Source organism: Leptolyngbya sp. PL-A3 (assembly GCF_039962325.1).
Taxonomy (GTDB): Bacteria; Cyanobacteriota; Cyanobacteriia; order Elainellales; family Elainellaceae; genus Vacuolonema.
In genome coordinates this window covers 1-13,552 of record NZ_JAMPLB010000045.1, presented here as the reverse complement: position 1 = coordinate 13,552, position 13,552 = coordinate 1, and the positions used below count along the sequence as shown (strand labels likewise).

Below are 13,552 nucleotides of genomic sequence, written 5' to 3'. Positions count from 1 at the left end.
AACAGAAGCTATATTTCTGGCTGTGAATTCTGCTCAAGCTTAACGTCCCTCTTCACCGGGCGATCGCACTGAGTCATAACTTGGAGGTCTGTTCATATCTTGATGGATTGATGAATGCCATTAGGAACTCACGCAAGGGTATAGAGCCAGATGCTTCTGCACCAACTTTCTGGAGTTCGTTGCGGTGGAATAAGGTGCAACTATTCTGGCCCTACCGAAACGGGTGATAGAACCCTAAACAGCCGTTTGGATAGAAGTACACGAGCGGGTACTGCAGTCTCCCTTAATTAATGAATATGGTGGAATCAAATTAATTCAAGGCTATTCTTTATGCTGGTTTCGACCTTTGAACTACTCGTCAAACCCATTACACCTCCTGATGCCGGGCCTGCTGCTTTAGCTCGCAAAGTAGTCCAGGGTTACTTCCTGACGATCGCTAATACCAGTAATGTTCCTGCTTCCTTGCGGTTGACCTTTGCAGCTACCACCCCTGAGCTAAACATAGGCTCTACTATTGTCATTCGAGACATCACAGGTGGAAATGAATTTGGTGATCTGGTTCCTACCGGAGACCCAAAGCGGTTGAACTATAACATCACCATTCCGGCCAATGATACAGCACTGGTCATTCTCCAACCCGATGTTACGCGACCAGAGGTACGAGACGGTGAATTAGAAGTGCGGGGATATGTGGAGATTAATGCCAACCCCAGCTTCATTCGCACAACCTACGAGCTGTTGGTTACACCAGAACATCGAGGTACCTTCTTCTCCGGTTCCGCAACGGCTCCCGCCACCGACATTGATCAGTTGGTATACAGCCTACCAACTGCTACAGGCAAATCTCAGTACAGCCTTACTCCCGCACTTATCCCATTTCCGCTTCCAATTCCGCCTAAATCCATCGTGAAGGATGTGACGGATGGTAGTGTCGTTGTGCCTCCCCCATCGAAGGTGCCAGAAGTTCCCCCCAACCCAAATCCACTCGACAATATCCAAGCCATGCTACTAATGATGGCTCAACGAATCGAAGGATTAGAATCTCTTGTGACTCAGGGGCAGGCCTTTATTCAACCCTCTGAGCGCCCAGCAGTGGGGATGCCAGCCAGAAACGGAAATTAAGAAGGTTGTTTTTTCGTGTGCTTAGCACGCGAAAAAACAACCCTTCCAGCGAGCTTTCAAGCACGTCTTAGAAGACTCTTCTGGACAAACTCGCTCCCACCATATCTGCAATTAATGCCACGATAATCAACGGAGTTGGTAGCACGCATGCTGTTACTTGTTGCCAGCCGCTATGACCAGGCTGCCCAGAGTTTTGTAAACCAATGGGCTGATCACGGAGTAGGGTTGTTGACCAGCCAGGATTTATCTATGAAAGGTTGGCACTATGAACCCGGCAATCCTCAAGAATCTGTAGCAGTAGTCAGTGGACGGAAAATTGCAGTTCACCAGATTCGGGGTGTACTCACTCGGCTTCCGGCCGTAGTTGAGGCAGAATTGCCACAGATCGTGCCGCACGATCGCTCCTATGTCTCTGCTGAAATGACAGCATTCTTAAGCGGCTGGCTCAGCAGCTTGTCCTGTCCCCTGCTTAATCGTCCAACAGCAACCTGTCTCCTTGGGCCAAACTGGTCAACCCAAAATTGGCTTCTAGCTGCGGCTCAATTAGGAATTCCGATACAGCCGATTCATCAAGATATTCGGCTGGGGTCTCTACCTTCTCATTGTGCTACGGCCGGGGATGCTGCTGTTACTGTGATTGGCGATCGCACCCTGGGGGATGCAGACCCTCATCTGCACACTCATGCTAAACGGTTAGCAGCGATCGCAGGTGTGAATCTTCTCACAGCCCATTTTAGTAATCCTACAGCCACTGCAAACCTAATCGGTGCTGAGCCGTGGGCCGATATTACCAATCTAGCGATCGCAACTGCCATCTGGAACCACATTACAGGAGAGCTCTAAATGTCAATCCTGCTTTGGGGGCCAGCCACGGATCCACCCCTGCAATCGGTTTATAACGAACTGCTTCAGTTGGGAGTGCCCACTATTCTGGTGGATCAGGAGCTTGCCTTACAAACATGCTTTCAATGGCAGGTAGAAAACTCCATCCATGCCTTTGTCGAAGTCGGTACACAGAAGATTGAACTGGAGCAAGTGAAGGCCGTCTACCTGCGCTCCTATGATGCCAGCCAACTTGCTGCCGTTGCCGCCGCCGGAGTTGGCAGCTCTGAATGGCAGCATGCGATCGCATTAAATCAAGCCGTCATGACATGGGCAGACCTGTCTCCTGCCCTGGTGCTTAATCGTCCTTCCGCAATGATGGCGAACCACTCCAAGCCATACCAACTGGAACAAATCCGGCGTTCAGGCTTCCGGGTGCCACACACTCTGATCACGACCGACCCGGATGCGGTATTGGCTTTTTGGCAACAGCATGGCGATGTCATTTACAAGTCTCTCAGCGGTATTCGCAGCCGAGTGTCGCGTTTAAGTGCAGCCCATCAGGAACGCCTGGCGAATATTCGCTGGTGCCCGACTCAATTTCAGGAATACATTCCAGGGCATGACTATCGGGTACACGTCGTAGGTGAGCAGATATTTGCCTGCGAGGTAACTTCAAGCGCAGATGATTATCGCTATGCGGCAACGGTAGACGAAGCACCTATCTTACGTCCTGTTGAGCTTCCACCTGAAATCTCCCAACGCTGTCTGGCCCTATCCAGAGAGCTCGATCTACCCTTAGCCGGTATCGATCTCCGCCAAACGCCAGCAGGAGAATGGGTCTGCTTCGAGGTCAACCCTTCCCCTGGCTTCACTTACTTTCAACAAGAAACAGGGCATCGCATCAGTGCGGCGATCGCCCACCTGCTTGCTTCTGCTGTCAATCCACCTGCTCCACCCCCGCTTCCCTCGCCTCTAACTCCCTCATCTCCCCCGTTACCCGTAAATCCTATGAGTTTGTCCTTACAGTTCCGTCCTTTATCCCATAGTTGGGTAGCCCTTCATCCCCGTCCCAAGGGTGTGGTCCAATTTATTGGAGGTGCTTTCTTTGGTACATTTCCAACCCTGTTCTACCGTTTCTTTCTGAGTCAGTTATTTGCTGAGGGATATACCATCGTGGCATTCCCCTTTCGCTTTAGCTTCCGTCACTGGCCCATTGCGGGCAGTCTGTTCAGTGAGCAAGCGCGCTTGCGATCGCTCCTGGCCGAGGAAGCCAAACGACTGGGCTATGAGGCAGATATTTATCACGATGCTCAACACTATAGCTGGGTTGGCCACAGCCTGGGATGTAAGTATATTGCTCTGTTAGAACTACTCAGCGATCCGGAGTGGCAATCACTCCTGCAAACAACTCTTGGAGCCGATGCATTTGAGCGGATTGAGCGATCGCTCAGCACTCCCGGACAAATCATTTCTATCAAAGGGCAGCCTTCATTGCTGATTGCGCCTAACATCAGCGATACAAAAAGTGCTATCCCTTTGCGCTGGTTGGCAAGCAAACTGGATGCACTGAAGCTAGGCGTTTTACCAACCCGTCAACAAACCCAAACATTGATTGAGAAGAGCCAACTATTCAACCTGACAGGCTTGATATCGTTTGACTACGACTCAGTAGCAGGTAGCCAGGTGAATCCTGATCTCAGTGAGAAATACGGCAATGGTAATGATGTTGTCTGGTTTGTAGAACAGTTAAAACAAAAACGATTTCCTCTTCTCACGCAAGAGTTTTTAGGAAAACATTTAGAACCTTTGGGGTTATTCTTCAAACACACCACGTGGAATCCTTTTGGATACTTGAAGCACAATCTCAAGCTGCGTTTTCTCGAAAAGGGCGCTCAGGATTTTCTCAAAGAACTCAATCAAAGAGCAAAGCTGTAATTTGATCTCCGGTTAAAGAACCATAGCAACCGGCCCAATATCGGATACTAACCAGCCAGCACTTTCTTGACGTTGGGAATCTGGCTTGTCTGCTCCCACCACGTGCGTACTTTGGGTGTCTGAGCGGTTATCTTCTCAAATTCGGGAGTTTGAGAGAGATAAGCGAAGACAAATATTACGTAGAAATCGGCGATTGTGAATTGATTGCCAAGTAAGTACGGGCTACCCACCATGAGAGATTCAATTGTCTCGAACGCCTTTTGAGCAAGTGGTACTGCACTGTTGATTTTCTCCTCGTTGGGTGTTCCCCCCTAGCTGGGCACAATTAACCGTTCAATGGCAATAGACCCAATTGCAGGGCCGTACAGGTAATTGTCCACAATACTGGGGACTAATTTTCCCCGTTAAAAATATCAACGCTCTTGAGAGCGTAGTCTACGCCTTATTTTTTGTAAACTATGCAGGCTGAATCAGCTTTATTGGGAATTTTATATTGGCGACGTGTCTGCAAACCGCAGCAGGATTGTCATAAATAACAACTTATCTGTAAGAGTAGAGGCTTGGGTATGGGAGAAATGAAGCTTACACATCAGCAAATTAGCTGTTCTGGGCTACTGCTGGCTTCTACAGTTGGCGCGTTGTCCCTCGTACCCCCCGCAGATGCAGAATCAGTTTCATTTCAAGAATCTAAGCAGAATGATTCCCAAGTCTTGCTGCAACAGCAGGGACGGCTAGAGCAAGGCGATGCCGTTCTTCCATCGGATGGAAGTATTTATGACCAATACACCTTTGATGGTCAAGCAGGACAAGAGGTTACCGTTTCTCTTTCCAGTAACGAGTTTGATACCTATTTAGCCATCCTCGGGCCTGACGGCGATGTGGTTGGCGAAAACGATGATAGTGGCAATAGTACCAATTCAGAAATTACTGTTACCCTATCTGTCACGGGCACCTATACGGTCGTCGCCAACGCCTATGATACTAACGGGCGGGGACGCTACACGGTCATGGTGACGGCTCGCGATCGCGTTGCAACAACACCCCGGCCCGACCCTAGCTCTCCCCCGAGCGATTGTCCGGAATATTCTTATGAAGGATTCTACGCTAGAGTCACAACCCGAGACGGCGATAATGTTAGGGTTCGTGCCACTCCAAATGGTCGCGTGATTGGTTCGATCCCAAGTGGATGGGAAGTGATTGTACAGGAAAGGGATTCAACGGGTAACTGGACAAGAGTGACTTCTCACTATGGTGAGGGGGATATAAATGTCTTCGTGTCTGCTCCAAACTTTGAAAATGGGTGGGTATCAACTGCCTTCTTAACGGATTTGGGATACTCGTGCGATAAACCAAGCGCACCCTGGAGCCTGCTTCAGCCTCAACTGTTTGGCCAACGAGACGCCGTTGTCGGAGAGGACTGGATTGCCAGAGGCGATCGCATTGCTCAGGTTGTCCGAACCAAACAAACGAAAATTCAGTGAGCCAAGTTGCATCGCTTCAACGTATTTTGCAGATCGCGGCCACGACCCCAGGAAACTGGAAACGCTTTCAGGCGGCAGGTTTGCTATCTGCCGATACTGGGAATGGAGCTATCCTCTTAGCGGAGGATTGGCAGGAACGTTTCTTGCATCTACCCGTGGTCGATAAGGGCACTATCCGCCAAAACCCTGGACAATTTCTGGCCTCTGTAGACGACATCGTTTATCGCGGCACGACCAGTGGTACAGAGGGACGGCACTTTGTCTACTTCGCGGATAGCCAGTGGGATAGAATGCGGCTCCAGGCACGGCGGCGTTCCCTTGCATGGTGGGGCATTGACGATACTATTCCCATTATCAATGTTTCCAGTCGGCTGTTTCCGGTGCGCCCCTGTGATTTGGCGATCGCCGGAAAGCCCTCCTGGGAGCTTGTCGATCGCTTACTCGCGCAACTTTCCATGGGTCCGGCAGTGATTCGTGGCTATCCTACTCGCCTTTGTGATATTGCGACTGCCGTGGCGGGGAAAAAGCTTCCGTTTACAATCGCTGTCATTGCTACAGGTGAACTCCTATTCGACTTTCAAAAAGATCTGTTAGAACGAGTTTTTGGGGCTCCCGTCATCAACGAGTATGGTTGCCAGGAAAGCGGAATTTCAGGCTTAAGCTGCCCTGAATTTGGGCGGTTACATTTGGATAGCGATCGCTGTTTCTACGAAAGTATCGATGATCGGGTGGTTACGACCGACCTGTTCAATCAGGTCATGCCGATGGTACGGTATCAGTGCGGTGATGCCTTAACGTTGCATCCTGAACCCTGCCCCTGTGGGCGGCCAGGGCCTACAGCGATTCTTCTAGGCCGCGTGGACGATTGGGTTCCGGCACAGGGGCGCAAGCGCTATGTCGGTGAGGTCGAGATGCCCCCAATACCCGGTATCTCGACCTATCAAGCTATCTGTAGCGCCAACCAAATTACACTACACGTTGTTCCTGAGGTGCCCGATCAATCGCTCAATCTCCAACCCCTAATGGGTTGGGCTGCGGCGAGCTTTGGTCATAGGACAACCCAGGTAACGATACGCGAAGCGACTCTCGCCCCCGCTCCAGGCTGGCAAACCTGTGAGCCATCGGCCTGGATTAATGCCATTACCCAGGGTTCTTGGGAGACCTGGCACCCTCAAGCCAGAATGCCTCAGGGTGAACTCGAAGCTACAGCTCAATTACTCTACCAATTGAGCCATCCTGGTATCCTGAGCATAAACCGTCTTCCCTTATCAACGTGGACGCAGCTTCAAACGGTTCTCCAGCAACCATCCAGCCAAGATGGGGCGATCGCCCAAATTACCGCCCGAATCCTGCTGTTTGCCTGTAGTTTTATGGCACAGGACCCATCTGTGCATCAAATCTATCAAAACGCTATACGACGGTTAACAGGCTCTGTACCTTCATCAGCAGCAGACCCGCCAATCCATACGCTCGACACTCTCATTCCAACGTTATTTCTTCCCACATCAACAGGGTTAGAAATTTGGCAAAACTGGCTCCACACGATGGATCACGATCCCATTCGCCCAGTTTCCAGGTGGTCTGTTGATACTCTGACAATTCAACATCTTCTGCACGCTTTTGAACCTGCCGTACAGCATGCTTACCAGCGATCGCACCCCATGCTTCCAGCTTTGCGGCCCCTGGTGTCTGTGCTACTGGGAGATCTTACTTTCTTCGCGGCTCAGCTGGGGCCGTGGTTGCTGGCTTACTGGTTTGAATTGCTGCACCAACAATCCCTTCCCCCATCCCCATGGCTGCAAGCTCCTGACGATTTTGCCAGAACCTGGCTCACCTGGCGGCAACAATTGCAGAGTGATCCACAAAACGCATCTTTTGCAAGCCTGCAACAGTGGCAAGAATATCGTTCTGAAAAAACAGCGCTCACACCCGAACATCATGAACGCATTCACTTGGAACGAGGTTACGGGTTGTTGGTGCAACAGAAAGCTCTAGAACCCGGTGAGTGGCTTCCTTTGCTTCAGACTCTTCAGCAGCCTCAGGGATTATCTCACCATGAAATTGACCCGACGCCCTGGCATCCTATTTTGAAGGCTCTGGTCAAACCATTATTTACTCAAGGTCATTACGATTTGGCCTATGCCTGTCTCGTTGCATTTAAGCCTCCAAATTCACGGTTTTCGGCCTTTGAACGACTAGCATCTGAGAACAATTACAAACAACCCGTACTTCTTAGACGTTCAATCGCTGAACATTCTATGCTTCAGCCTGACAACTCTGATCTCTCAGTGCAGTAGTGCTTGGCTCAAACTTTTGAATCACAAACTTCTACTTGGCTATGTCTCCTCTACCTCTAACCATCATCATCGAATCTCAAGACGAAACCAGTACGGTGGAGATGAAGAAATGCCTCCAGCCACTTTGGCAGCAAATTGAGTGTGTCCTATTGCTAAGGCACCCTATCACAGGCCAATCCATATCCAACTCTGGATTACCAGATGACGTGAAGTGGCAGTATGTAAACCCAATCGGGATGGATGAGGCGATCGCCCAAATTTCAACACCTTTAGTCGGCTATATTCCGGCAGGTGGCTTACCGGCTTCTCAACTACCTGCCCTTTCCGGCCATTCTTGTATCGCTCCCTGGCTGCTAGAACAGACACTTCCCCTTGAAACAGCTTACGAAGAGGCGATCGCAGGTTTACCCTGGGTTGCCCATACGCATCTTCTGAAAGCTGCCCATTCTATTTATAGTTCTGAAGATTGGACATTCCTCAATTTGGTTCACCATTTGGAGAAACAACAGATTCGTTTTTGCTGGGGAACGGCAAAAGCCAGTATTCAGCATTGGAACGTTGAAGCTGAAAGAAAACGGAATGAGGAAATAACACCCACCGTTCTTGCGCTAATTCCCCACTACCATTGTGAGCGCTGGTTAGCTCAATGTTTGCAATCCTTAGTAGATCAAACTCATCCATTGGATGGCATTGTTGTCATTGATGATGGTTCTGGCGATCCTCCTACCCATATCGTTGAGCAATTTCCGTCTGTCACATTAATGGCCTCAAACCAACGAGTAGGCCCTTATCGTTTGATTCAGCAGGTGATTCAACAGACCCATTACTGGGCCTATCTTTTTCAAGATGCTGATGATTGGTCGAGTTGCGCTCGCTTGGAACGCTTACTTCACGCGGCTACACAAACCGGCGCAGAACTAATCGGTGCCCAGGAACTTCGCATTTTAGAAGAAACCAACATTCTCCCTGTCCGCTATCCTCTGGATGTTAATCAAGCACTGTCAGAAAAACCTGGGCACGGGCTGCTACACCCATCCAGTTTGGTAACTCGCGACCTGGTCCTGCGGCTTGGCGGATTCGCAACCGGACTACAGTTTGGAGCCGATACTGAATTTTTGCTCCGAGCTATCTTTGCTGCGCGGATTGCCAACATCCCAGACTATGCGTACTTTCGTCGCAAACGGCCTGGTTCTCTCACCACTCATCCTGATACAAGTTTAGACTCTCCAGCCAGACTGACTCTCTTGCAAGAGTGTAAAGCACGGGCTAGAGCTAATTACGCAGCTTTAAAGTCAGGCCAAACGCCTGATTTGTCTCCCTTAGTCTGTTCTGGTCCCATTCACTTGGATCACATCACAGGTCCCATTCTCTTTCACAGCTATTCGGAAGCGCACGTATGACCGTCTTTGATGTAATTATCCCTGTCAAAGCACGACCCAGTGTTGTGTTGTGCATTCAAAGTCTATTGTCATCCAAGTGGATAAATCGTATTTTAGTTTGCGATGCAGGCTCTGCTTCTGGAGGCTCTGAGGCACTGGCACAGCTTAACGAGGTCTCATTACACAATGTAGAAAACGTTGATGTATTCCACTTTCCAATGTCAGGCTTCAATAAGGCCAAATTGATCAATAATGGACTTTTGGCGGCAACCGCAGAATTTGTATTGATTTCTGATGCTGACATCCTCTGGAACCAGGAAACACTAGAGGCATTACACAGCAAGACAGTTTCTCAGCATCAGACAATATGTTGTGTTGCCGATGTGCAGGAATCAAACTCAAATACCCTGGCTTTGAGCCGCGATCGCTATACCTACAGCATTACTCATGATTCTCACATAACCCAGCTAAAAATTGAGCCGGTTCGTGAGCTGGGACCCAGTAAACGCCCTGGTTGTGGATTACTTTATGCTCAACGAGCAACTTTGCTTAGCCTCGGAGGATACAAAGAATTCTTTCGGGGATGGGGATGGGAAGATCAAGACTTACTTATCCGGGCTCAGCTTTTGGGCATTGAGGTTACATCCGCAGGAGAAGTTATCCATTTATCCCATGACGACCATCACCGCAATCAATTTCATCACTCTCTATCTCCTGGCGATACGCGAAATTATAATATTTTGATAGCAGCAGCAGCCCTTGCTCAACATCAGTTTCGAGGTAATCTAGCTACTTTAGATTATCCTTTTTTAGAACCCCAAAACTTACAAATTGATTTGCCATACGCATTAAGGAAATGGCTAGATGAACAAATCAGTAAAGGCATCGCTGATCATCCCCTATCGGCAGCGAGAAATACACTTAAAGACACAATTGGAATGGTGGAAACATCAGAAAGACAATGATTATTCTAATAACTTTGAAATTATTTTAGTAGAAGCTAGCGAAACTCCCTCAACATGGATACAGTCAGCTTTTCAATCAGAAAATTTGTCCTACATACACTACCCCTGCAAAGGCACATTTCATAAAACAAAAGCTCTAAATTTAGGACTTAACCTGGCTCAGGGTGAGTTCGTCGTACCCTACGATGTAGATTTGCTTCCTGTAAGGGATGTACTGCTTCAACACCTATGGGTTGCTGAGCGATCGCCAGAACTACTCATCACCGGCTATCGCATCATGTCCAACACCGAAAGCATTGCATTTGAAGAAGTAGCCTCAGTCCTGGAGCAAACATCCATCGCTCCTGAAGACCAACCTACGGCTTTATGGAAACACTTAGTTCTCCATGAGAAATTCGGAATCATGCCCTTCTTCAGGAAGGACAGATTACTCAAAATAGGAGGGTGGGATGAGCAATTTATCGGTTGGGGCGGAGAGGATCAAGATGTTATTGAACGGTATTTAAAGACAGGCTGCCACCTATGTCGTTGTCCTGAGCTTGTCTATCTACATCTCTTTCATCAGCCTGACACTCACTGGACCGAACCCCACATTGTTGCCCAAAACCGTCAGCATTATTACACCAAAGCAAACCCAAATTTCGATGAGGCGTTGCACAAATAGGACGTTGGGTGGTTGGATACATCCCACTTTTGCAGATTGAAATCCCAGTTTTGTTAATGTGGCGGGCGAAGCCCGCCACATTAACAAAACTGGGATGCACCGGGGTGATTTGGTCACTTTGCGGCTAAACCACTCAGGTTAGGGAGGTAATTTCGCTATGGGAAATCTCCTGAGAGCTCAATCACGATTACTGGCCGCAAGTTGGTTTAACCAACTTGTCAACGGCTATAACAGATGATGACTCAGCTGAGCCGTTGTCATACGTTTTGCACTGAAGCTGATTGATTAAGCTATAACCGATCTAATCCCGATATTAAAAGGCAAAAGATTTGCTGTTGTACAATGAACTTAAAATTACGAGCTCTCTACCTACCGCTAATGATAGGGATAGGATGCTTGTGCCTCATAATATCCTGCCAACAGGAACAGAGAGTAAATCAACGAACCGATTCAACGATCGCTTCTCCAACGCCTCAGGTTGAGCAAACTCCTTCATTGCCTATAGTTCCAGCCCAAAATTGGAAAACCGTCCAGTCAGGAGTGGCATGGCAAACCAGACAAGTGGGCATTGATAGCATCGCACTGGTTCGCATCGATCCTGCTCAAGTTCGTATCCGGGTTGCTTACGACCCCCAGGCTCCTAAAAAGTTGAGCGAGTGGGTGAATGTGCTCCATCCCCTGGTTGCAATTAATGGTGGGTTCTTTGAATCCGATTACAGAGCTACTGCCCTCACCATTGCAGACGGGGTTACGTCGGGGGCCTCCTACCAAGGCTTTGGCGGAATGCTAACGGTCAACTCAGACGGAAGAGCTGAGCTCATTTCCCTTATTGATCATTCAGGCTATCCAGGTAAAGACATTCTTCAAGCAATCCAGTCTTTTCCTCGCCTCGTTTGGGATGGAGAAGTCATTCCTGAATTGGATAATGAACAGCGAGCAAGACGAACCGCAGTGGCGATCGATGATACAGGTCACCTTCTGCTGATCGTCAGCGAAATGCCTATGTGGACGTTGGCTGAGTTGGGCCAATGGCTAGCAGATTCTGATTTAGGAATCGTGCGGGCTCTCAATTTAGACGGTGGCCCCTCAACAGGACTTGCAATTCAAGCCCCTGGCTCGACCGTTTTGCTTGATTCTCAAGGGCCACTGCCACAGGTTCTTATGTTCGAGGAAAAGGAGTCCTAACAAAGGTTTTCATATCCACTCCTGACTAGAGGCTTCAAATCTTTAGATGGGATGTGGGACGTACCCCCTTCACATGCCTAGAACACTACCGGCTTAGAACCCAGACATTTCTGTATTAGAGAACAGGATATTTCTATGAGCTACATTATGGTTGATGTAGAGGCTGATGGCCCCATTCCAGGAGATTATTCCATGATTTCCTTTGGAGCTATCGTCGTGGAGCCTTCACTCAACAAAACATTTTACGCGCAGCTACGACCCATTTCAGAAAAATGGATTCCTGAAGCCCTGCAAGTCAGCGGGTTTACACGTGAGGACACACTCACCTTTGAGGAACCGCAAACCGTCATGGAGAAGTTTTCTACATGGATTGAAGCCGAAAGTTCAGGGAGAGCGTTCTTCATTTCGGATAACAACGGCTTCGATTGGCAGTTCATTAATTGGTATTTCCATCATTTCTGCGGGAAAAATCCCTTTGGATATACGTCAAGTAACTTAGGTTCTCTCTATAAAGGTCTTGTGAAAGATACCTTTGTCAACTTTAAGCATCTACGAAAAACAGAGCATACCCATAATGCTTTAGAGGATGCTCGGGGAAATGCGGAAGCTCTCCTACAGCTCAAGGAGGAGTTTGACCTCAAAATTAGCTTGAAGTGATGGTCCCATCATCACTAACAACGTAATAGGTACCGTTTGTGTTGCCCCATGGTTGCTGCTCACTCTCGACATTCGACAACGGATGTTCATCAATTGTGAGGGCATTCTGAAGTTTGGGACAAAATTTGGCTCTACTTAGAGCTTGTCCCAATCAGACAGTACTTTTCCATTATTTTATAGCCGAGAAGTATCTGTATGCATGTTGGAAGGGTGCGATGGTAGCACCCTTAAACTTTCAATGTGGTCACGGTGAGGCCTTTATGAGAAAGGAAACATTAATCAATCTTTAAGTACTTTTCTTAACATTGACTTCATCTTCAAACAAATAGTAGTACACTTCTTGTAGCGAAAGATACTCCCAGGGCTTTCATTTACCGCTTCTTCGAATGGAAACGCCTATGTTGACTTATCCCTGTTTGATCTCTCATGAAGGTACTTGCTACGAAATTCTTGAAATTACTCAAGGTACGGTAGCACTCCGGCCTGTAGGTAGAGGAACCATCATTGCTTACAAGCTATCTGATATGCCAATCAGGTTTGAGATGGAGTGCTCCCTCTCTCGATGAGGGATGGCTACTTTATGGCTAGAGTAACGTTTCAAAATGAGCCCGGAGCCCTGTGATGAGAGTTCTAATTATTGAAGAAGGTTTTAGTGACTGCCCCAATGTGGAGGCTATTTTGCAACAGAGCCACAAGGTGGTCACTGTTGCTACGGTAGAAACAGGATTGAAATTTATTCGAAAAGAAAGGCCAGATATGGTTTTTTGGGGGCCTCATCTAGCAGAGAAACAGGCAGATGCAGTCCTTGCAACACTGTCTGCGTTTAACAACTAACTCACTACGCTATAGTTTTTCCTAGAGCAAACTGAGAGCCATGCAGGCTTAACTCGTCAGGTTAGGTTTTCTACTTGAGGGCAATTACCCCAAATCTAAGTACCGGACAAAAGCTTGCAAAGATTGAGTAGGAGAGGGTTTCATGAGAATTACCACATTCATCCACGAAACCCTCATGAACCAGATTACTCTAATCCGAAAAACATTG

Annotated in this window: 12 protein-coding genes; 11 read left to right on the top strand and 1 reads right to left on the bottom strand. The window is 48.3% G+C overall.

The window, feature by feature from the left end:
• The first annotated feature begins 330 nt into the window (after window positions 1-330).
• The 3 genes from NDI52_RS24815 to NDI52_RS24805 all read left to right on the top strand — a co-directional run bounded on the left by NDI52_RS24815 (window position 331) and on the right by NDI52_RS24805 (window position 3,882).
• Complete coding sequence (locus tag NDI52_RS24815; protein ID WP_190774286.1) at window positions 331-1,122, top strand: hypothetical protein; 792 nt, start codon at window positions 331-333, stop codon at window positions 1,120-1,122.
• Between the two features lie 147 nt (window positions 1,123-1,269).
• Window positions 1,270-1,965, top strand: a complete 696-nt coding sequence (locus NDI52_RS24810; RefSeq protein ID WP_190774287.1) for a hypothetical protein — start codon at window positions 1,270-1,272, stop codon at window positions 1,963-1,965.
• On the top strand, window positions 1,966-3,882 hold the full coding sequence (locus NDI52_RS24805) for a DUF1350 family protein (RefSeq protein ID WP_199307560.1): 1,917 nt from the start codon (window positions 1,966-1,968) through the stop codon (window positions 3,880-3,882).
• Between the two features lie 47 nt (window positions 3,883-3,929).
• Here NDI52_RS24805 and NDI52_RS24800 read toward each other — a convergent pair whose 3' ends face one another.
• Window positions 3,930-4,169 (bottom strand): glutathione S-transferase domain-containing protein, encoded by a 240-nt coding sequence (locus NDI52_RS24800; RefSeq protein WP_347279992.1) that lies wholly within the window; start codon window positions 4,167-4,169, stop codon window positions 3,930-3,932.
• 288 nt (window positions 4,170-4,457) lie between these two features.
• Here NDI52_RS24800 and NDI52_RS24795 point away from each other — a divergent pair, with 288 nt between their 5' ends.
• From NDI52_RS24795 to NDI52_RS24760, 8 genes are all read left to right on the top strand, one after another.
• A complete protein-coding gene (locus NDI52_RS24795) occupies window positions 4,458-5,363 on the top strand; it encodes a pre-peptidase C-terminal domain-containing protein (protein WP_190774288.1) in 906 nt (301 codons plus the stop codon).
• Window positions 5,360-7,660, top strand: coding sequence for a hypothetical protein (locus tag NDI52_RS24790; protein ID WP_190774289.1), 2,301 nt, complete (start codon window positions 5,360-5,362; stop codon window positions 7,658-7,660). The genes NDI52_RS24795 and NDI52_RS24790 overlap by 4 nt, the downstream gene beginning before the upstream one ends.
• 41 nt (window positions 7,661-7,701) lie before the next feature.
• Complete coding sequence (locus tag NDI52_RS24785) at window positions 7,702-9,060, top strand: glycosyltransferase family A protein (RefSeq protein WP_190774290.1); 1,359 nt, start codon at window positions 7,702-7,704, stop codon at window positions 9,058-9,060.
• Window positions 9,057-10,004 (top strand): galactosyltransferase-related protein, encoded by a 948-nt coding sequence (locus NDI52_RS24780; RefSeq protein WP_190774291.1) that lies wholly within the window; start codon window positions 9,057-9,059, stop codon window positions 10,002-10,004. Before NDI52_RS24785 ends, NDI52_RS24780 begins: the two co-directional genes overlap by 4 nt.
• The gene (locus NDI52_RS24775) at window positions 9,904-10,668 is read left to right on the top strand and encodes a galactosyltransferase-related protein (RefSeq protein WP_190774292.1); all 765 of its coding nucleotides are present in this window, start codon (window positions 9,904-9,906) and stop codon (window positions 10,666-10,668) included. Before NDI52_RS24780 ends, NDI52_RS24775 begins: the two co-directional genes overlap by 101 nt.
• 495 nt (window positions 10,669-11,163) lie before the next feature.
• Window positions 11,164-11,853, top strand: coding sequence for a phosphodiester glycosidase family protein (locus NDI52_RS24770; RefSeq protein ID WP_190774293.1), 690 nt, complete (start codon window positions 11,164-11,166; stop codon window positions 11,851-11,853).
• 135 nt (window positions 11,854-11,988) lie between these two features.
• Window positions 11,989-12,510: an exonuclease domain-containing protein gene (locus NDI52_RS24765; RefSeq protein WP_190774294.1), complete on the top strand. Its 522-nt coding sequence runs from the start codon at window positions 11,989-11,991 to the stop codon at window positions 12,508-12,510.
• Window positions 12,511-13,131: 621 nt separating this feature from the next.
• The gene (locus NDI52_RS24760) at window positions 13,132-13,344 is read left to right on the top strand and encodes a hypothetical protein (protein ID WP_190774295.1); all 213 of its coding nucleotides are present in this window, start codon (window positions 13,132-13,134) and stop codon (window positions 13,342-13,344) included.
• The last annotated feature ends 208 nt before the right edge of the window (window positions 13,345-13,552 follow it).